At 53.0% G+C, this 20,664-nt stretch carries 17 protein-coding genes and 1 pseudogene; 12 read left to right on the top strand and 6 right to left on the bottom strand.

Going from position 1 to position 20,664, the window contains the following annotated elements:
* Positions 1-306: 306 nt before the first annotated feature.
* The 6 genes from rny to MKY86_RS16985 all read left to right on the top strand — a co-directional run bounded on the left by rny (position 307) and on the right by MKY86_RS16985 (position 6,895).
* Complete coding sequence (gene rny / locus MKY86_RS17010; RefSeq protein WP_036724766.1) at positions 307-1,848, top strand: ribonuclease Y; 1,542 nt, start codon at positions 307-309, stop codon at positions 1,846-1,848.
* A gap of 146 nt (positions 1,849-1,994) precedes the next feature.
* Complete coding sequence (locus MKY86_RS17005) at positions 1,995-2,789, top strand: TIGR00282 family metallophosphoesterase (RefSeq protein ID WP_076078688.1); 795 nt, start codon at positions 1,995-1,997, stop codon at positions 2,787-2,789.
* Between the two features lie 215 nt (positions 2,790-3,004).
* Complete coding sequence (locus MKY86_RS17000) at positions 3,005-3,265, top strand: stage V sporulation protein S (protein WP_019910496.1); 261 nt, start codon at positions 3,005-3,007, stop codon at positions 3,263-3,265.
* A 159-nt stretch (positions 3,266-3,424) separates the two neighbouring features.
* Positions 3,425-4,411 (top strand): dipeptidase, encoded by a 987-nt coding sequence (locus MKY86_RS16995; protein WP_076078690.1) that lies wholly within the window; start codon positions 3,425-3,427, stop codon positions 4,409-4,411.
* 161 nt (positions 4,412-4,572) lie between these two features.
* Positions 4,573-5,145, top strand: coding sequence for a phosphate propanoyltransferase (gene pduL / locus MKY86_RS16990; RefSeq protein WP_036692683.1), 573 nt, complete (start codon positions 4,573-4,575; stop codon positions 5,143-5,145).
* A 220-nt stretch (positions 5,146-5,365) separates the two neighbouring features.
* Positions 5,366-6,895, top strand: a complete 1,530-nt coding sequence (locus MKY86_RS16985; RefSeq protein ID WP_076078698.1) for a DEAD/DEAH box helicase — start codon at positions 5,366-5,368, stop codon at positions 6,893-6,895.
* A gap of 112 nt (positions 6,896-7,007) precedes the next feature.
* On the opposite strand, the gene dapA is transcribed toward MKY86_RS16985, so the two are convergent.
* A complete protein-coding gene (dapA, locus tag MKY86_RS16980) occupies positions 7,008-7,913 on the bottom strand; it encodes a 4-hydroxy-tetrahydrodipicolinate synthase (protein ID WP_076078699.1) in 906 nt (301 codons plus the stop codon).
* Positions 7,914-8,032: 119 nt separating this feature from the next.
* Here dapA and MKY86_RS16975 point away from each other — a divergent pair, with 119 nt between their 5' ends.
* Positions 8,033-8,929, top strand: a complete 897-nt coding sequence (locus MKY86_RS16975; protein WP_076078701.1) for a LysR family transcriptional regulator — start codon at positions 8,033-8,035, stop codon at positions 8,927-8,929.
* A 130-nt stretch (positions 8,930-9,059) separates the two neighbouring features.
* On the opposite strand, the gene MKY86_RS16970 is transcribed toward MKY86_RS16975, so the two are convergent.
* Together MKY86_RS16970 and MKY86_RS16965 are read right to left on the bottom strand one after the other, a co-directional pair.
* Positions 9,060-9,929, bottom strand: coding sequence for a hypothetical protein (locus MKY86_RS16970; protein WP_143803691.1), 870 nt, complete (start codon positions 9,927-9,929; stop codon positions 9,060-9,062).
* Positions 9,930-10,048: 119 nt separating this feature from the next.
* A complete protein-coding gene (locus tag MKY86_RS16965) occupies positions 10,049-10,939 on the bottom strand; it encodes a LysR family transcriptional regulator (RefSeq protein ID WP_076078702.1) in 891 nt (296 codons plus the stop codon).
* A 170-nt stretch (positions 10,940-11,109) separates the two neighbouring features.
* Between MKY86_RS16965 and MKY86_RS16960 the strand changes: the two genes are divergently transcribed.
* The 4 genes from MKY86_RS16960 to MKY86_RS16945 are packed head-to-tail and all read left to right on the top strand — an operon-like array spanning position 11,110 to position 16,279.
* Positions 11,110-12,114, top strand: a complete 1,005-nt coding sequence (locus MKY86_RS16960) for an ABC transporter ATP-binding protein (RefSeq protein WP_076078704.1) — start codon at positions 11,110-11,112, stop codon at positions 12,112-12,114.
* 2 nt (positions 12,115-12,116) lie between these two features.
* The gene (locus tag MKY86_RS16955) at positions 12,117-13,202 is read left to right on the top strand and encodes an ABC transporter substrate-binding protein (protein ID WP_076078705.1); all 1,086 of its coding nucleotides are present in this window, start codon (positions 12,117-12,119) and stop codon (positions 13,200-13,202) included.
* 24 nt (positions 13,203-13,226) lie between these two features.
* Complete coding sequence (locus MKY86_RS16950) at positions 13,227-14,912, top strand: ABC transporter permease (RefSeq protein WP_076078707.1); 1,686 nt, start codon at positions 13,227-13,229, stop codon at positions 14,910-14,912.
* Positions 14,909-16,279 carry an MBL fold metallo-hydrolase gene (locus MKY86_RS16945; protein WP_076078708.1) on the top strand — a complete coding sequence of 457 codons (1,371 nt, stop codon included), beginning with the start codon at positions 14,909-14,911 and terminating at the stop codon, positions 16,277-16,279. Before MKY86_RS16950 ends, MKY86_RS16945 begins: the two co-directional genes overlap by 4 nt.
* Before the next feature lie 129 nt (positions 16,280-16,408).
* On the opposite strand, the gene MKY86_RS16940 is transcribed toward MKY86_RS16945, so the two are convergent.
* A complete protein-coding gene (locus tag MKY86_RS16940; protein ID WP_143803693.1) occupies positions 16,409-16,882 on the bottom strand; it encodes a hypothetical protein in 474 nt (157 codons plus the stop codon).
* A 70-nt stretch (positions 16,883-16,952) separates the two neighbouring features.
* Positions 16,953-17,408 (bottom strand): annotated as a pseudogene (locus tag MKY86_RS16935) (AraC family transcriptional regulator).
* Positions 17,409-17,640: 232 nt separating this feature from the next.
* Between MKY86_RS16935 and htpG the strand changes: the two are divergent.
* Complete coding sequence (htpG, locus tag MKY86_RS16930) at positions 17,641-19,524, top strand: molecular chaperone HtpG (protein WP_076078710.1); 1,884 nt, start codon at positions 17,641-17,643, stop codon at positions 19,522-19,524.
* Between the two features lie 166 nt (positions 19,525-19,690).
* Here htpG and MKY86_RS16925 read toward each other — a convergent pair whose 3' ends face one another.
* Positions 19,691-20,560, bottom strand: a complete 870-nt coding sequence (locus tag MKY86_RS16925) for a LysR family transcriptional regulator (protein ID WP_076078711.1) — start codon at positions 20,558-20,560, stop codon at positions 19,691-19,693.
* Between the last annotated feature and the right edge of the window lie 104 nt (positions 20,561-20,664).

Genomic DNA, 20,664 nt, shown 5'->3' with positions numbered 1-20,664 from the left:
CTTGACTTTATTACGGTTATCGACTCTCTTGACAAGGTCTTTTTATAAATAATAAAATATAACATGAATCGGCATAAACTAAGAATCCTTTTTCCTTCCCAAAAAGCAGACTCTTATGTTCCGGTTCGCGTACAACTCATATGAAATGTAATCGCCGGATAAGGCGGGCAATGTCCATGTGCAGCATGTGCAGTATGGCAATCGGTGTATTACCGGTTTTTTGTATGGTGATGAACGGATAGTTTAACAACTGCACAAATACCCAAGGGAAAGAGCCTTGGAGGATATCAGCGAGGAGGTGAACAGATGGATCCATTGATCTGGGTCATTGTCGTTCTCGTTGTAGCTGCAGCATTCTTTGGATTCGGTTATTTTATTCGTAAATCCCTTGCAGAAGCTAAGATTTCCAGCGCAGAGAAAGAAGCCGTAGTCATCGTGGAGAACGCGAAGAAAGAGGCGGAGGCGCTGAAGAAGGAAACGGTACTTGAGGCTAAGGACGAAGTTCATAGAATCCGTACCGAAGCTGAGAAAGAAACTCGTGAACGTCGGAATGAAATCCAACGGCAAGAGCGACGTTTGCTGCAAAAGGAAGAATCGCTGGATAAAAAAATGGAATCGCTTGAACGAAAAGAAGAACAAGTAGCTAACAAAGAGAAACGAATTGATGAAACCCAACAGCAAATTGATGTTATTTACAAGAATCAGGTTACTGAACTGGAACGTATCTCCAATCTGAGCATCGATGATGCCAGAAGTATCATTCTCAGCAATGTAGAACAGGAAGTTCGCCATGAAACTGCTCAGATGATCAAGGAAATCGAACAGCAAGCTAAGGAAGAAGCGGACAAGAAAGCCCGTGAGATTATCACCTTGGCGATTCAACGCTGTGCGGCTGATCATGTGGCGGAAACTACGGTATCTGTCGTTACCTTGCCGAATGAAGAGATGAAGGGCCGGATTATCGGTCGTGAAGGCCGCAATATCCGTGCGCTGGAGACTCTGACCGGGATTGATCTTATTATTGATGATACGCCGGAAGCAGTTATTCTGTCAGGATTTGATCCGATCCGCCGCGAAGTGGCCCGTACGGCACTGGAGAAGCTGGTGGCAGATGGACGTATCCATCCTGCACGTATTGAAGAAATGGTGGAGAAATCCCGCAAAGAAGTGGATGAACGGATTCGCGAATACGGTGAACAGGCTACCTTCGAGGTTGGCGTTCATGGTCTGCACCCGGATCTGATCAAAATTCTGGGCCGCCTGAAATTCCGCACGAGCTACGGTCAAAACGTACTGAAGCACTCCATGGAGGTTGCTTATTTGACTGGACTTATGGCCGGTGAGCTTGGGGAAGACATCGTGCTTGCAAAACGTGCCGGACTGCTGCATGATATCGGCAAAGCGCTTGATCATGAAGTGGAAGGTTCGCATGTTGAAATCGGCGTCGAACTGGCGAAGAAGTACAAGGAACATCCGGTGGTTATCAACAGTATCGCGTCCCACCATGGAGATTGCGAGGCTACCTCGGTTATTGCTATGCTGGTGGGAGCTGCTGATGCATTGTCGGCTGCCCGTCCAGGTGCACGCCGTGAGACCCTGGAAACGTACATCAAACGTCTGGAAAAGCTGGAGGAGATCTCGGAGTCCTTCGAGGGTGTCGAGAAATCCTATGCCATTCAGGCGGGCCGTGAGGTTCGCGTAATGGTACAGCCTGAGAAGATTGATGATGCCGAAAGCTTCCGTCTGGCCCGCGATATTACGAAGATGATTGAGAGTGAGCTGGATTATCCGGGTCATATCAAGGTTACGGTAATCCGCGAGACACGCGCTGTAGAATATGCGAAATAAATAAGGAAATCGGCCCCCTTGCGGGGCCTTTTTTCATGCAGCACGCTGTGGAGTTTGGAATGAAGCAGAATAGGTGAAATTATACTTAAGCAGCGATTTATGGTTGGCAGAGCATACACAAACCAAAAATTTAGGAGGAGAAGATTATTAAAGTTTTATTTATCGGAGACATTGTAGGCAATACAGGCAGAAAAGCGCTGCGTGAAATGCTGCCTTCCCTGAAAAGCAAATATCAGCCGCATATCATCATTGCCAATGGTGAGAATGCCGCTGCCGGCAGAGGGATCACCGCTGCTATCGCTAACGAATTCTTTAACTGGGGTATCCACGGTATTACGATGGGCAACCACACCTGGGACAACAAGGATATCTTCGAGTTCATCGACGACGAGCCGCGGCTCATCCGTCCGGCTAACTTTCCGCCGGGGACACCGGGCCGCGGATATACCGTTGTTAAGGGGAACGGCAAGCAGCTGGCGATTGTGAATCTGCAGGGCCGTACCTTTCTTCCGGCGATCGATGACCCGTTCCGGGTAGGCGAGGAGATTGTGGAGGAACTGCGCAGAGAGCATAAGTGCATTCTGGTGGATTTCCATGCGGAAGCTACCTCCGAGAAAATTGCGATGGGCTATTTTATGGATGGACTGGCTTCGATTGTAGTCGGCACACATACTCATGTGCAGAGTAATGATGATGTGATCCTGCCTGGAGGTACAGCGTATCTTACAGATGCGGGTATGGTTGGTTCAAGAGAAGGGATTCTGGGTATGGAAAAGGATGCGATCATCTATAAATTTACAACTCAGCTTCCCTCCCGGTTTGTAGTCGACGAAGGCAAATGGCAGCTGCATGGTCTATTCGCAGAACTTGATGAAGCTACAGGCAGAGCGACACGACTGGAGAAGATCCGGCTGCGTGAGGATGAATGGGTGATGAGCTAAGGACGGCAATGCCATTTCTACTTGCAAATAGGTAATTCGGGAATACTCATTTTGTTTTGGGTGAAGTGTGATATTTATTATATCGAAAAAGAGTATCTTTTGAACTATTTTCTCCGGAGAGGTCCGCAAAAAGAAGGAATTAATTCTTCTGAAGCGAATAACATCTACTGTAGTGGAAGAAGAACACCATCATTTTCCCAGGGGAGGTACTTACTATGGATGTATTAAAAGTATCAGCTAAATCCAATCCAAATTCCGTTGCTGGCGCATTAGCAGGTGTTCTTCGCGAACGTGGATCGGCCGAGCTACAAGCTATTGGAGCAGGAGCACTGAACCAGGCCGTGAAGGCCGTTGCCATCGCCCGGGGATTTGTCGCACCTAGCGGAGTGGACTTGATCTGTATTCCGGCTTTTACGGATATAGTGATTGATGGGGAAGACCGGACGGCTATCAAACTTATTGTGGAACCTAGATAACTCAAGTGAATCATTTAGATTAGGCCTGTTTACATTGTAAACAGGCTTTTTGCTGTGCTGACTGCCGTTTCAGTTAGGTGCATATACATGAAATAGACGCTGGGCCATCAACGGTTCATTTGGATATTCAGCAAGTGAAGGAAGAAGGAGAGCTGACCTATGGTGGGAAACAGGAAGCTGAAGGTGGCAGATTTTCATTGTGATGCTCTGAGTAAGCTGCAGGCGAATCCAGGGATAGACTTCAAGAATGATCCCCGGCTGGATGTGACCGCAGAGCGGCTGGCAGAGGGAAATGTCGGACTGCAGGTTTTTGCCATCTATTTGTCTGCGGTGCGCGGAAGGGCAAAGTTCGAGGATATTCTGGGGCAAATCGAGTGCTTCCATCAAAAGGTTACCGGTCCTGGAGGGCTGCAGTGGCTGAGGTGGAAGGAAGAAGCGCAGGAAGGCAGCTTCACTGCACCGGCCTATGGAATGCTCTCTCTGGAGGGCGTGGACGGTCTGGAGGGCAATCTGTTCTATGCCCAGTTATGCTTCGAGCTGGGTGTGCGCTGCCTGGGGATTACCTGGAATTATGCCAACTGGGCGGCGGACGGTGTGCTGGAGCGGCGGAACGGCGGTTTCACTGAGCATGGCCGGAAACTGATCGACTGGTGCAACGGGAGCGGAATGCTGCTGGACGTGTCGCATTTGGCCCCGGCAGGCTTTTGGGAGCTGCTGGAGCACAGTACCCGTCCGTTCATTGCTTCGCATTCGAATTGCGCAGCGGTATGCAGTCATCCCCGCAATCTGAGTGATGATCAGCTAAAGGCACTGATTGTAAGCGACGGGCGAATCGGGCTTACCTTTGTCCCCTGGTTCGTGCGGGATGAAGGAGCGGCCCGGAGGGAGGATATGCGGAGGCATATTGAGCATGTCTGTGGTCTTGGCGGGAGCGGACAGCTGATGTTCGGCTCGGACTTTGACGGAATTGAAGCGTGGGTAGAAGGGCTGGAGCATCCGGGGCAATACGCGGAGTTCGCCGAGATGCTGCTGAAATACTATCCGGAGGCGGATGTGCGGGGCTGGCTGTATGAGAATGCGCTAGGATTCTTAAGGGATCAGTTACCTTCTTCGGCAGGAAGCGCCTCTGTTCTCGCCGGGAAATGACTATGAATTGGAAAAACCAGGATGAAGCATTCACAGAATCGTAATATGCCCGGAAAAAAGCCTCGCATTGTGATGCGGGTCTTTTTATTTTCGGGTAATAAGATGTATAATGTTCAGTGGCTTGTACAGATACTAGAGAAAATACAAGGAGTGACTTAAAAATGAGCAAGACTGTACCCGTAGGTGTGTCGGCCCGGCATATTCACCTTACGCAGGAGCACGTAGAAGCATTGTTTGGCCCAGGTTATCAATTGACCGAGTTCAAACCCCTGTCCCAACCCGGACAATTCGCAGCGAATGAGCAAGTGGCTGTCATTGGTTCGAAAGGGAAGTTCGACAAAGTAAGAATCCTCGGACCTGCCCGTCCGGCTTCACAGCTGGAAGTATCCCGCACAGACTCCTTCAGCCTCGGCGTGAAGGCCCCTGTCCGTGAATCCGGCAATATTGAAGGAACACCAGGAATTACGATTAAAGGACCTGCCGGTGAAGTTGAGCTGGAGACTGGTGTTATTGTAGCAGCGCGCCACATCCACTTCCATACTTCCGAAGCAGAAGCTTGGGGCATTGCTGATAAGCAGCTCCTGAAGGTACGTCTGGGCGGCGAACGCGGCCTGGTGCTGGAGAACGTAATTGCACGCGTATCCGACAGCTTCAAGCTGGACATGCACATCGATACCGATGAAGCTAACGCTGCCGGTGCCAATAATGGCGATACCGCTGAAATCCTAGACTAGTATTTTTATTATAGGTAAGACAAGAGCAGGGGACCTTCCTCTGCTTTTTTGTTGTAATTTTTTTTGAAAAGAAAGAAATGAAAGTTTTCATATTTGCTTTTCTGTGTTATCATTATGTGTTACGACTTTGCTGAGCGCTATGTGGAGACGCCGCAAAAGAAGTATTCGTAAATGGAATTAAGGATTCACCAATATATGTATGCACAATGAAGGAGATAAAATGACATTTAACGATTTGAACCTGATCCCCCCGATTCTTAAGGCGCTTAGCCTGGAAAACTATACATCCCCAACCCCGATTCAGGAAGAGTCTATTCCTGCGGCATTAGCCGGCAGAGACATCCTGGGCTGTGCACAGACCGGTACCGGTAAAACGGCGGCCTTCTCGTTGCCGATTATTCAGCTGCTGAGCCAGCAGCCGGGCAGAACCGGCGGAGGCAAGCGCATCCGTTCCCTGATTCTTACGCCTACCCGTGAGCTGGCGCTGCAAATTCAGGAGAACATTCAGGCTTACAGCAAGTTCACAACCATCCGTTCGACAGCCATTGTCGGTGGAGTATCACAGAAGGCGCAGGAGCGGGCGCTTGCCATCGGTGCCGACATTCTGATTGCTACACCGGGCCGTCTAATCGACCTGATCAGCCAAAAGCGTGTGGATCTGCAGCATGTGCAGATTCTCGTGCTAGATGAAGCGGACCGCATGCTGGACATGGGCTTCATTCATGATGTGAAGCGGATTATCGCCAAGATGCCGCTCAAGAAGCAGACCTTGTTCTTCTCAGCGACTATGCCTGCGGAGATTTCGCAGCTAGTGAAGACACTGCTTGTCAATCCGGTGAAAATCGAGATTACTCCGGTTTCCTCCACGGTAGACAGAATTGAGCAGTCGATCTATCTGCTGGAGAACGGAAATAAGCAGAATCAGCTGAACCGTCTGCTGCAGGACCCGTCGATTGTATCGGCGCTGGTATTCACACGCACCAAACGCGGCGCGGACCGGGTAACCCGGGATTTAACCCGCATTAATATTACAGCACAAGCCATTCACGGGAACAAATCACAGAATGAGCGCCAGAATGCGCTAAGAAACTTCAAGAGCGGAGCGACCCGCGTGCTGGTAGCAACAGACATCGCTGCGCGCGGAATTGATATTGATGAGCTGTCCCATGTCATCAACTTCAACCTGCCGAATATCCCGGAAACCTATGTTCACCGTATTGGCCGGACCGGCCGTGCGGGGATGAGCGGCATCGCCATCTCGCTGTGCGAAGCGGAGGAAATTCCGTATCTGAAGGATATCCAGAAGCTGATCGGCAAGACGATTCCGGAGATCAAGGAGCATGCGTATCCGATGTCTAAGAGCAATCTGGCATTGCTGGCAGACCGTCCCGGCAAAGCGCCGGTCAAACCGTCGCAGAAAGCCAAGACGAATCCGCCCCGCAAGCCGAAGTCGGAATGGTTCGCGCAAGGCAAACAGCAGAGCGGCGGCAACACAAATGGCGCTAAAGGCGCTTCTGGAAGCGGTCATGCAGGCAGTGGAGCTAGAAGCACATCGGGCAACAGTTATGCTGGCGGTGGAGCGAGAGGTGCTTCGGGGGGCCAGGCTAATGCCAGCGGGCGTCCAGGCGGCAGCCAGAGCCAGAAATCGCCCAGCGGCTCATACGGCCGTTCAAACCCTTCGGGCAGCAGACCTGGCGGTCAGAGCGGACGTCCGTCCAGCCGTCCAGCGGCTAAAGCGGGCCGCTCGTAATTCGATTTTGTAACGTGCAGTAATGCTTGACCTTATCTAACATAAACACCCGCCATTCTCAGGTTCTCACTGAAAATGGCGGGTGTTTGTCTGCTCCATGGCCTCTTAACGGTTACATCGCTTCTTGTCTGCCGCTGACAGCTTCCCCTGCAAGGTAGGCGCCCAGCTCCTCGCGCAGCGCGGTGCTAATGGAAGTCATTGGCAAGCGGAGCGTATCCGAGGAGAGCTCTCCGAGTTCGCTGAGCAGCCATTTGATCGGGGCCGGGTTGGACTCCTTGAACAGCAGCTTCATCAGCGGCACTAGCTGATCATACGCAGCCTGTGCAGCCTCAATCTGACCGGCTCTGTACTGCTCGTAGATGCTGAGGAAGCGGCCTGTATGTACATTGGCTGAGGCCAGCATGCCTCCGGCGGCCCCGTAGCCCAGCATGTCGAAGAAATGCAGATCTTCGCCGCAGAGCACGGGCTTGCCGCCGCTCTTGGACAGCTCGGAGACGAGCAGGGGGGAGCCGGAGCAGTCTTTTAACCCTACGACATTGTTCATCTCCAGGATCGTACGGGCAGTGTCCAGCGTCATGCCGACTCCAGTGCGGCCCGGGATATCGTAAGCCATAATGGGCAGACCCACTTCTGCTGCCTTGCGGAAATGAGCGATGATGCCTTCCTGGGACGGACGGCTGTAATAAGGGACAACCACCAGTGCGGCATCGGCACCTGCGTTCGCCGCCAGCTCAGTACGGGCCACGGTAGAGTAGGTATCATTTGTACCTGTTCCCACCACGAGCGGGATAGAGCTGGACTTCAGAAGTTCCCGTGAGGTATCCACGAGCGACTGTAATTCCTGTATATTGACTGTCGGCGATTCTCCAGTGGTTCCATTGACGACCAGACCATGAATATTGTTCTTGATGATGTTGTTCACATAACGCTGATACGATTCCAGATCAAGCTCGCCTGCAGCATGGAACGGGGTGACCACGGGAACATAAATTCCATAAATCTGTTCTTCTGTTAACATGAATATCGTCCTCCAAAAATGTAAAATCCGTTTGTTCTACTGTACCATGGATTATTGCATCGTTGTTAGCTATAATAAATGATGTGGGTTATCAATAATATTGATGTTAGGGTGAGACGATGGACTTAACGTATATGCGGACCTTCCGCGAAGTGGCCAAGCGGCAGAGCTTTACGCGTGCGGCTGAAGAGCTGGGCTATGCCCAGTCCAGTGTCACGATGCAGATACAGAAGATTGAGAAGGAATATGGAGTGCCGCTCATTGAACGTCATGGCCGCGCCTTGCGTTTAACTCCGCCGGGGGAAGAGCTGCTTAAGCTGTTCGTGGAGATTCTGGATCTCTATGACCGCTCTAAGGAAACGATCGCCCAGCAGATCGGCGGAACGCTTACGATTGGAACGATTGATTCACTTGCGGCCTTCTATCTGCCGCCGTTCCTGCAGCAGCTGCGGACGATGTTCCCTGGTCTGAATATTCATTTGCAGACCGAGCAGGAGGCCAATCTGATATCCAAAATCAGGGACGGAGAGGTCGATATCGGTCTTCTGCTGGACCGCAGCACGGTGGATAGCGCGCTTACGCGAACGATCATCCGTGATGAGCCGCTTGTCCTCGTGGCACCAGCCAGCCATCCGCTGGCCCGGCTGGAGCAGGTGACCCTCCAGGATCTGAACAACTGCGAGCTGATTGTCTCCGAGGAGAGCTGCATTTACCGCAGCCTGTTCGAGAACCTGCTCCGGGACCACGGGATCGTGTTTCGGATTGGTTTTGAGCTGTCGAATCTGGAAGCGATTAAGCGTTGTGTACGCAATGGCCTGGGCATAGCGCTGCTGCCGCGGATTGTGGCGGAGGAGGAGATCGAGCGGGGGAACCTGTCCGAGCTGTCTTTTGCCCACCCGGAGATTCATTTCGATCTGCAACTGCTGCTGCATCCGAAGAAGTGGAAGTCCCTGCCGCTGCAGTCGCTGATTCAGATGATGCTTGAGGACGCCAAGGCGAAGACTGTTGCGCTGTAATGGTAACGTACCGGGCAGCGGGGAGCCGTCTCGTAACAAATTCATATCAGCAGAAGAGCACTGCCGTATCGCCCTCATGAAGGGTGCGGCAGTGCTCTTTTTGAGTTATAAGCTAATATTGATGATTACTTTAATACCTTTCCAGAATCAGCTGGGTCTTGAGGCCATCAGCAGGAAGAAGCCAGCCCTCGGCGTTCAGCAGGCTCATCAGCCCGGCACGTAACCCGGTTACACTGGTGCTATCGGTGGCTTTGAACGAAATCTCCACGATATTCTGGATGCCGCTTCCCGCCTCATCACGCACTGGCCATACCTCAAGAGTGATCTCCTGATTGTTCCAGGTGCCTGTATACCGCTCGAAGGTCAACGGGCCATGCGCCCGGGAGGCTGTCAGCTTCTGCTTCCCCCAGTTCGATGCAGACCAGTTCTTCAATTTGCCTGGCAGCTTGTCCAGCAGCAGCTTCAGGGCCTCTTCCTCAGCAGGGAGAACGGCTCCGGCAGCTTTGGTGCTGACCTTTTTGGTATTAGAGAAGCTAAGGGTCTGCTTGCCATACCCCCAATCCACCTCTGCTTCATAGTTATCATCTGAGGCGTCGAAGCCCTCCTGATTCGCCAGGGTGAGCGCTGCCTGGATATTTCCGTTCACGACAGGATAACGTTTCTTGTAGGTCAATTCATAATCGGACTTGTTCTCTTTTTTGCGCAGCCGCACATCCCACCCCTTGCTGTTCAGCTCAAGCGTGTCGGTATCGAAATACTCGACTCGAATAGCCTGTGGAGTAGAATTTAGATCGAATGTATCCATGACCTCGCGCTGCGGCGATCCGCTGCTGTCTAGCACAAGATCAGGGTCCGCCAGAAACTTCACCTCATAGGCTGGAACGGCGTTAGCTGCGGCTGAGACGCGCTCCGGCAGCAGGATGCCCTGTCCGGCTAATACACCGCCTGCTGTCACAATACTCAGCATGAAGGACAGGGTAAGCTTTTTCCATTTTCTCAAGCATCATCACTCCTATGATCAGGTTTGGGTACATGACCCACTTTACGGGCCAAGTATATGGGAGCGGTTAAAGTGAAAGGGGAATTGCGTTAATCCTGCATAGACTTACTCAATGACGGCTAACAGTTTTTGGTGGCCTGCAGGCTGCTCCGGAAGCTCTCCATCTGCACCGAAGGATGCCGGTCCTTGTTATGCACGGCATAGATATAACGCGGTGACATCTCCCCTTGAATAGGCATCACCTGAATTAGACCTTGCTGCTGCTCCCACTGTACCGCCATCCGGGACATCACGGAGATGTGGCCGCCCAGCTGCACGAGCTGCTTGATGGCCTCCAGTGAATCGACCTCAATCGTATTACGCAGCTGCAGCCCTTGCTGTCCGAACCAGCGCTCCGTCAGGCGGCGAGTACTGGATTCGCTTCCGTGCAGCGCAAAGGGAGTCTTACTCATCTCCTCCATAGTAAGCTGAGTCTTGCGGGCGAGCGGGTGCTTAGGAGAACAGATCAGGACGAGGTCATCTGTAATCAGCGATTCAGCCTGCAGAGCAGGCTCCGTGAAAGGCTCGGAGGAGATCACACCTAAGTCGATTTCGTGGCGGATCAGCATCTCCCGGATGACCGGAGAGGGCTTCACAGACAGAGCCATGCGGATGCCGGGGAACTCCCGGGAGAACGCATGTAATATGGACGGCAGCAAATAGGTTGCAGGTACATAACTGGCCCCAATCAGCAGCGTTCCCCGGTAGAGGGTGTCGAATTCTCCGGCTACCCGCCGGGCCTCGCGGGCAAGCGCATTAATCTTCACGGAATAATGAAGGAGGGCTGCTCCGGCCTCGGTGAGAAAGGTTTTGCCACTGCGGGCCTCGAACAGCCGGACCCCAAGCTCTTCTTCAAGCGACTTCATATGAAAGGTTACGGTCGGCTGCTTGATCCCGAGCACTTCAGCTACGCTGGTCATATGGTGCAGCTGGTCGATTAGTTCAATGATTTGCAGTTTCATCAGATTCATGGAGTTACCTCTTCCAATCGTTAGTGGGATCTCCCCCCACCATAGATTTTATCTATGAACGTTAACAGAATTCATATATAAAGTTAATTACGTGTTTACATGAAAAATAAACAACCTGCGAATACAGACGTTAGACTGAGGACAGCTCAAGAAGACAGGCAGGGATCGAAATGAATATTCAGATAAAGGGGATTCATAAAAGCTTTGGCGGACAACCGGCGCTGCTGCCTGCGGGGCTTGAATTGAAGCACGGTAAGTTCACTACCTTACTGGGGCCTTCCGGCTGCGGCAAAACCACGCTGCTGCGGATGTTAGCGGGCCTTGAGCGCCCGGATGGCGGGGAATTATACGCTGACGGGAAATGTTATTTCTCCGCTGCGCAGCGGATCGATGTTCCGGTGCACAAGCGGAATTTCGGGATGGTGTTTCAGGATTTTGCACTTTGGCCGCATATGACGGTGTATGAGAATGTGGCTTTCGGGCTGAAGGCCTCAGGGCAGCGTGCGCAGCTGCGGAGCAAGGTACTGGAGACACTGGAGATGGTCCGGCTGCAGGGGATGGAGAACCGGTATCCGCATCAGCTGTCGGGCGGTCAGCAGCAGAGGGTTGCTTTTGCCAGAGCGGTAGTTGTCCGTCCGGGTGTGGTACTCTTCGATGAGCCGTTAAGCGCGCTGGATGCCGTACTCCGGGAAGAGATGAGAGTGGAGATGATGTCGCTGGTCCGGGACATGGGTCTCACTGCACTCTACGTGACCCATGATCAGATTGAAGCGATGTCGATGTCCGACGAGATTGTCGTTATGAAAAGCGGGCGGATATTGCAGACTGGAACTCCTGAAGCGGTATACGAGGCACCGTCAGAACCGTTCGTGGCCTCATTCATCGGCAAGTCGAACTGGCTTACGCCGGAGCAGGAGATGGTGCGGCCTGAGCATATCGGATGGAGCCGGACGGCGGGCGATGATCTGTGTTATTCCGCTGCTGTACGGAGTGTCAGTTATGCCGGAGAACGTTATGAGATCCGTGCGGAGGTGGAGGGGGCCGGAATATGGACAGCCTATCTGAACAACCGGATTCCTGTAGGAGAAAGGGTTCAGCTCTATGTCTCACCGCGGCGGATATGCCGGATGAATTCGAATTCAAATGAAGAAGAACCTAAAAGGAGCGAATCATAACCATGAAATGGAACAAACCGCGTAAACAAGGGGCAGTGCTGCTGTTATCTGCTGTGATGAGTATGAGTCTGGCGGGTTGTGGTACGGGCAACAGCACCAGTGCCGGCGGGGCCGGCACGAGTACACCTGAGGCAACTGGGGCAGCTTCGTCAACTCCTGAAGCTACAGAAGCTGCGTTAAGCGGCAAGCTGGTGCTCTATTCCGCCGGCCCGCAGGGCCTGGCAGACAATATTGTGAATGGCTTCAAGGCCAAGACAGGTGTCACGGTGGAAATGTTCCAGGGAACGACCGGCAAGATTCTGGCCCGGATGGAAGCGGAGAAGGCAAACCCGGTGGCCGATGTGGTGATTCTGGCTTCCCTGCCTTCCGCACAGGCGCTTAAGGCGGAGGGGCTGACGCTGCCCTACCCGGAAGCGGCCAATAAGGACAAGCTGATTCAGGACTGGTCGGATGCAGAAGGCAATTATTTCAGCTCAAGCGCATCAGCACTGGGAATTGTCTATAATACGAAGCTGGTAGCGAATCCGCCCAAGACCTGGGCAGAGCTGGCAGATGCGGAGTGGAAGGATGCCGTCAACATTCCTGATCCGACGCTGTCTGGTTCGGCGCTGGATTTCATTACAGGCTATCTGAGCGTGAACGGCGAGCAGGGCTGGGAGCTGTTCAAGAATTACAAGGCGAACGGTGCCGCTATGGCTGGAGCGAACCAGGAGGCGCTTGATCCGGTGATTACAGGAGCTAAGAGTATTGTAGCAGCAGGGGTAGATTATATGGCCTACAAAGCTAAAGCAAAGGGAGAACCGCTGGATATCATCTATCCTGAGGAGGGTACGGTGGTAAGTCCGAGACCGGCAGCAATTCTAAAAACGAGTCCGAACGTGGCCAATGCTAAAGCATTCATTGATTATCTGTTGTCTGACGAAGCTCAGCAGCTGGTAGTGGATGCGTATCTCATACCGGGCCGCGAGGATATTGAAGCTTCAAACCGGACCAATCTGAAGGACATCCCGCAGCTTAAGGCAGACTGGACCTGGATGAGTGAGCATGGGAATGAGACGGCTTCGAAATTCGCGGAAATTTACAAATAAAGGCTTAAGGTTGAGGTGAAAGCAATGAGTCCAGTCTCCATGGACAGTAACCGGATACTTCGGAGAGCGGGCTTGCTGCTCTCCTTCTTTTTGCTGGCGGTCAGCATCGGCATTCCGCTTCTGCTCATCTTCTGGCAAAGCGTTACCCCGGATCAGCGGCTGGACTGGATGGCCCCCCTCCGTACGATCACCGGACACAGTCTGTCCGGGGTGCTGCTGAACTCGGTATGGCTTGGAATATGCGTAGTGGCAGGAACGACGCTGCTTGCGATGCCGCTGGCCTGGATGATGGCCAAGACCCGTATGGGGCTGCACCGCTGGATTGATGTTATTCTGCTGATTCCGTTCATGACCCCGCCGTATATCGGCTCCATGGGCTGGATTCTGTTCATGCAAAAAGGCGGATATCTTCAGCAGTGGCTTCCGGGTGCGGGTGCGTTAAGTGATTCTTTCTTCAGCTTCTGGGGAATGGTCTTCATTATGAGCATGCATCTGTTCCCGTTCCTGTATCTGCTGCTTCGGGATGCGCTTATTCGAATAGGCGGCAATCTGGAGGAGGCGGGAGCGGTGCACGGGGCAAAGGCAGGCTACCGCTTCCGGCGGATCATCATGCCGCTGCTGCTGTCGGCCTATGGCATGGGGGTGATGCTCGTCTTCGTCAAGACGATTGCGGAGTTCGGAACACCGGCTACCTTCGGCCGCAAGATCGGCTATTATGTCATGACCTCGGAAATTCATAAATACATTTCCAGCTGGCCGATTGACTTCGGCAAGGCTACTTCGCTCGCATCCGTGCTGCTGTCGGTCTGTCTGGTCATCTGGTACATGCAGTCGGCGGTCAGCCGCCGATTCACTTACCGTCTGGTGGGGGGCAAGGGACAGCGCTCCAAGATGTATTCCCTGCGCGGCGGCGCAGGCTGGCTAGCGGGCCTGTATCTGGCTGCCCTGCTGCTATTATCCATAGGCATCCCCTACTTCTCGATTATCGCCGCCTCGCTGATGAAGCTGCGCGGTGCCGGGTTATCGCTGGACAATCTGACGCTGGATCATTACAGGGAGCTGCTCTCCTGGGGATCGGTGAGCCTGAAGGCGATTGGGAACAGTCTGGGGCTGTCGCTTGCCGCAGCATCGGTGGCTGTCGTGCTTGGAGCCGGTCTTGCGCTGGCTATCGGCAGGTCTTCGGGGCGGCTGCAGCGGATCATTGATCTGCTGAGTCTTTTGCCTAATACGGTTCCGGGCATTGTAATGGTGGTGGGGCTGATTCTGCTCTGGAATGCGCCATGGATGCCCTTCACGCTCTACAACACCTACGGGATGGTAGTGCTTACGTATGTGGTGCTGTTTCTTCCTTATACCGTGCAGTATGTGAAGTCCAGCTTCTCGCAAATTAACGGGTTGCTGTTTCAAGCGGCTCAGGTGAGCGGAGCAGGCCCGTTCTATATCTTGCGGCGGATTCTGCTTCCGCTCATTATGCCCGGTATGCTGGCAGGCTGGATGATGACCTTCACCATATCTGTACGGGAGCTGGTTGGATCGCTGCTGATTCTGCCGCCTTCGATGCAGACCTCGGCTACGTATATTTTTGCCCAGTTCGAACAGGGGCAGGTATCGCTTGGCATGGCCATGGCGGTGGTATCGGTTGGCTTGACGGTGCTGCTGCTGCTCGGCATTGAACTGCTGAATTCCAGAACAAAGTGGACCGGATTATGACGAAGCTGACCATATGGGGCGGAGCCGGTGAACACGGGCGTTCCGCTTACCTCCTGAGTGGAAGGGGCTACCGTCTGCTGCTTGATTGCGGCGTCAAAAAAGGCGGAGCCGGACAATATCCCCTCATCGAACCCGGGCAGGCGGCAATGCTGGACATGGTACTGCTCTCCCATGCCCATGAGGATCATTCGGTAGCGCTGCCGCTGCTGTATGCGCAGGGTTACAAGGGTGAGGTATGGACAACGCGGGAAACGCGGGCGCAACTGGATGCCTATTTCCGCTCCTGGCGTTCGAATATTAATCGTGAGGGCCATGAGCTGCCATACACTGAAGCAGATGAACAAGCGATCCGTTACCGGTATCTGGAGGAAGAGGGCAACTGCCTGTCCTGGTTCAGACTGATTCCCGGGGTTCAGGTCATGTGGGGACGAAGCGGGCATCTGGCGGGATCTGTATGGTTCCTGATCGCTGCGGAAGGGCGCTCCATCTTCTATTCCGGCGACTATACGGCGGAATCCCTGTTACTTGCGGCTGATTCACCAGCTGAGGCGATACAAGCAGCCGGAGGCATCCCGGATGCGGACCAGAGGCTGAGGGTATGGTCGTGCGGGCAGCGTCTTGATCTGGCGGTGGGCGATGCGGCGTACGGAATGGACGAGGAGAGCCAGTCTGATAAGCTGAGACAGCTGGAGCAGGCCATCCGCAGGACTGCGGCACGGGGGGGCAAGGTGCTGCTCCCGGTTCCGGCAGGCGGACGGAGCCAGGAGATGATGCTATGGGCTGCCAAGCTGTTCGCGGATCTGCCGATGGTAGTGGAAGCGAAGCTGATAGAGGGGATGAGGCGGCTGGCAGCCTCGCCGTTCTGGCTTAGGAGTGCTGAGCGAACAGGAGGGTATTCCGCAGCGGATCACATAGCAGACTTTCTTGCCGCCCGCCGCTGGACGATGCCGCAAAGCGAGGCGGAGCGGGAGGAGCTGCTGTCAGGCTCCGGCCCTTCCCTGTGGTTCGTGCCGGATGGCATGATGCAATCGTCCTTGTCCCGCTGGTACTATGCGAGGTGGGCGTCCCATTCAACCTATTCCGTGCTGATCACCGGTCATGTAGCGGCCGGTACCTTCGGATACAAGCTGCTGCATGAACCGGGACAGCATGGAGTATGCGAGGTGCTCAAGCTGCGCTATAAGGTGCATCAGGGCCGGGAAGATGTGCAGCGTATGCTGAAGTCTCTTCCGGTCCGGCACGCCGTACTGGTTCATGCCGCGAAGCCGGAGACCGACAAGCTCCGCGAAGCCTTGATCCAGAGCGGGCAGCTGACGGGCTGCACGCTGCATTCTATGGCGGCGGGGGAAACGCTGGATTTGGATTAACTATGAAAAGATGAAAGAGGCTGTCTCGTAAGCGGGAATTTTGCTTATAGAGGTGCCTCTTTTTTGTTTTTTAGCAAATTGTATGCGGAATTCCGAATACAATCGGTGCTGCTGTGATGTGGATGGGCCTCATGCTCCGCAGTCCGTAACATTGTAGAGAAATCCTGCATGAAATGCAACAATACGGCCCAATAGAAACGACTGATGCTGAAATCCTGCATAAAATGCAACAAAGCCAGCGCTAATTTGCTCCAAGTACCGGAATTTCTGCAAATGATGCAACAATGTACCACAACCAGTAACTTTTTTAGTGAAGTCCTGCAAAATGTGCAACAATGCTGCTTCATACAAGCGGTCGGTGAGAGAAGACGTTCTAAATTGGTGAAAGATGGGCGGAGCACCGCCAGGCTCGTTAGGGTGATTTTGTCCGCTTCCCGCATAAACAGCGGAGCGGGCAGAATGATTGTGTACAAGCGGAGCGTTCGCCTTTGTGTCCGGATTTTCACCGCTAAGGGGAATGAAAAAATCTGGACACAACAGCGATGGGAACAACGTTCTGTTTGCGGAGCGTCCACTCAAGCGCTCACACTGATCCTGCTCCAAAATAAAGGCTGTCCCAAGTAGCTATATCATGGATTTCGGGACTTCCGCTTTTTAAAGCGCCTTCCTGCCCTTATTCAAATACAGGAAAACAAAGCTCACAAAGATGCCTGCTGACCATGTCTTCCGTGTATCTCTCTATAACCGGCCGCCCGGGATCAAGCTTATGGCCGCTGCGTGACAACGCCGGGAGAATCTCGGCCCATGCCTGACCGACAGCTTCAGCTGTATGCTGGAGGGTTACCACTGCGTAGGCTCCGCCGAGAAGCTCGCCGTAAGGTACTGAGGCCTCTTCGAGAGGATTCTCAGGCAGGCTGATGCAGGCATCATATCAGCAGAGCTCCGGCCTTGTAGTTGCAGGGTTATCCTGCGGAATGCCGAACAGCACCGCCGAGCCTTGAAGCAAGCCTTGTTCCCGCGCCCAACCCTTCAATTGTTCCATCGCCTGAACGTTGCCGGGGCCGTAGGGGCCTGTCTGCCGTACATAAGCTATACGTGTTGCGGGAATGCTTTCGAGCTGAATGTTCATCATTAATCATTATCCTTTCTGTGGTTAAGTGGTCAAATGGAGTACAACCCGAATGCTAACATGGACTAAAATAGAATGCATTTCTTTTTTTGTGGGCTCCCTGGGCGGTAAGATGTTGACATCAAAAACTAGAATATGGTATATAAAAGGGAGTGTTAGCACTCAAGTGAGTGGAGTGCTAAACGATGCTCCGTAATCCGAAGGTTACTTTTGAAAGGAGATTTATTTATTCATGGCTAAAAAAGAGTTTAAAGCTGAATCCAAAAGACTGCTGGAAATGATGATTAACTCCATTTATACGCAGCGCGAGATTTTTCTGCGGGAGCTGATCTCCAATGCAAGTGATGCCATCGATAAAATCTATTACAAGGCACTGGCCGATGATAGTCTGGTGTTCAATAAAGAGGACTACTACATTAAAGTTACCGCCGACAAGGAGAGCCGTACGTTAACCATTGCCGATACCGGCATCGGGATGACGCAGGAAGAGCTGGAGAACAATCTGGGGATTATCGCGAACAGCGGCTCGTTTGCTTTTAAGAAGGATAATGAAGCTAAGGATGGACACAACATCATCGGACAATTCGGGGTCGGCTTCTATTCCGCATTCATGGTGGCTGACGATGTGACCGTAATCAGTAAGGCGCTGGGCAGCGAGCAGGCGTTCAAATGGGAATCCCAGGGTGCGGACGGCTACACGATTGAGTCTTGTGAGAAGGATACGGTCGGTACCGAAATTACGCTGAAGATCAAAGAGAATACGGAAGACGATAACTACGACGAATTCCTGGAAGAATACCGTCTGAAATCAATCATTAAGAAGTATTCGGACTTCATCCGCTTCCCGATCAAGATGGACATTACCGGCAGACAGCCCAAAGAGGGCGAAGAGAATGAATTCATCGATGTCACCGAAGAGCAGACGGTCAACAGCATGGTGCCGATCTGGCGCAAGAACAAGAAAGAGCTGACCGAAGAAGATTACAACAACTTCTATGCAGAGAAGCGCTACGGGTTCGACAAGCCGCTGAAGCACATCCACATCAGTGCTGACGGCGCAGTGGTCTACAACGCGATTCTGTTCATTCCGGAGAATACTCCGTTCGACTACTACACCAAGGAATATGAGAAGGGCCTGGAGCTCTACTCCAACGGCGTGCTGATTATGAACAAATGCGCCGACCTGCTGCCGGATTACTTCAGCTTCGTCAAGGGGATGGTCGATTCCGAGGACCTGTCGCTCAATATCTCCCGTGAGATGCTGCAGCATGACCGCCAGCTTACAATGATCGCCAAGAACATTAAGAGCAAGATCAAGAGCCAGCTCCTGAGCCTGCTGAAGGATGAGCGCGAGCAGTATGAGACGTTCTACAAGTCTTTTGGCAGACAGCTGAAGTTCGGGGTCTATAACGACTACGGTATGGAAAAAGAAACGCTGCAGGATCTCCTCATGTTCCACTCCTCCAAGGAGAAGAAGCTGGTGACGCTGGCTGAATATGTAGAGAGAATGCCGGAAGACCAGAAGTATATCTACTACGCTTCCGGTGAATCGGTAGAGCGCATCGAGAAGCTGCCGCAGACCGAAATGGTACTGGACAAGGGCTACGAGATTCTCTACTTCACCGATGATATCGATGAATTCGCAATCAAGATGATCATGGCGTACAAGGAGAAGGAGTTTAGAAATGTCTCCAGCGGCGACTTAGGCATTGAAGAGAGTGCCGAGGATAAGCCATCCGAAGCGGAAGAGAATGAGAACAAGGGATTGTTCGAAGCCATGCAGGGCATTCTGTCCGGCAAAGTGAAGGCGGTCAAAGCCTCCAAGCGGCTGAAATCCCATCCGGTCTGCCTGTCCACTGAAGGCGAGCTGACGATCGAGATGGAGAAAATCCTCAAGGCCATGCCTAACGGCGGCCAGGATGTGCAAGCGGACAAGGTGCTGGAAATCAACATTCACCATGATGTCTTCAAGTCCCTGAAGGCTGCGGCCGAAGGCGACAAGGAGAAGCTGGGTCTGTACACCAACCTCTTGTACAATCAGGCGCTCCTGATCGAAGGACTGCAGGTTAATGATCCGGTGCAGTTCACGAACGATATTTGTAAAATCATGGTCTAACACCGGCGCTGCCGCCGGGCTGTTGACCTTGACTGATTATGAAACCCCGCGACTGGCTTAGGCCGGTGCGGGGTATTTTGGTGCGAATATGGAAAGCGTCCAGCCGCAGGATGACCGGCGCAGATAATGGACATCCTCCAGAAGGGAGGGACTGAGCGGGGCGTGTTCATAGCGACTTGAACGTCTCGATGAACTTGGTAGCCATGGTGGACAAATACTTATCCTTCATCCACACGGCGGCTACGCGGGTGCGCAGGCTCTCGCAAAGGATCTCTTTGTAGATCAGGTTGCTGTGATTAGCCAGCTCGAACGCCGACTTGGGCACGATGCCGATCCCGAGTCCCGCATTGGCCCAGAGCAGCGTGGTCCGGGCATCATCGTTCATACAGAAGATCTGTGGCTCAAAGCCGTGCTCCAGACAGGTCTCGCGGATGAGCTGCTCGAAGCGGCGGTAGATGATGAGCGGCTTGGCTTGCAGCTCGCCCAGCTGGGCAGCACTCTGGCTGGGGGCCCAGTCATAATCAGCGGTCATCACCGCGATCATCGGCTCCGAATGGAAATACAGGCATTCCAGATTGCTGGTGTTGAACGGGGTACGGATAATGCCCACCTCAACAATGCCCTTGTTCAGCAGGTCGATAATCATGAACGTATTGCCTTCATGAATCTCAAAGGTTACGCCCGAATAGCGCTTATGGAACGCTGTCAGCGGCTCGTGCAGCAGGGTAGCGCCTGATGAAGAGACCGTTCCAATGGTAAGGCTCCCCTTTAGCCCTTTGGCATAGTCGCTGATCTCCCGGGCGGTGGAGTCCGTTAACTCCAGGATCTGCTGGGCCCGGTTACGCAGAATGATTCCGGCATCCGTCAGCTGGATGCTGCGCGGTCCGCGCTCCACCAGCTTGACTCCGAGCTCCTCCTCCAGCAGCTTCAGCTGCTGGCTGAGCGGGGGCTGGGCCATTTGCAGCTTCCTGGCTGCGGATGTAATTTGTCCTTCCTCGGCAATGGCCAGGAAATATTTTAATTGGCGGATATCCATGGTATAGCCTCCATTTGTTAGGGTTATGACATACGTTATCCATATGGGATAGATACGAAACCAATATTATGAATATATAAGCAGGTATGACATAATCATAACGG

The sequence above is a fragment of the Paenibacillus sp. FSL R7-0333 genome, assembly GCF_038000365.1.
GTDB classification, from domain to species: Bacteria; Bacillota; Bacilli; order Paenibacillales; family Paenibacillaceae; genus Paenibacillus_AQ; species Paenibacillus_AQ silagei.
The sequence above is the reverse complement of the archived record's forward strand: the minus strand, read 5'-3'. Positions and strand labels throughout refer to the sequence as shown.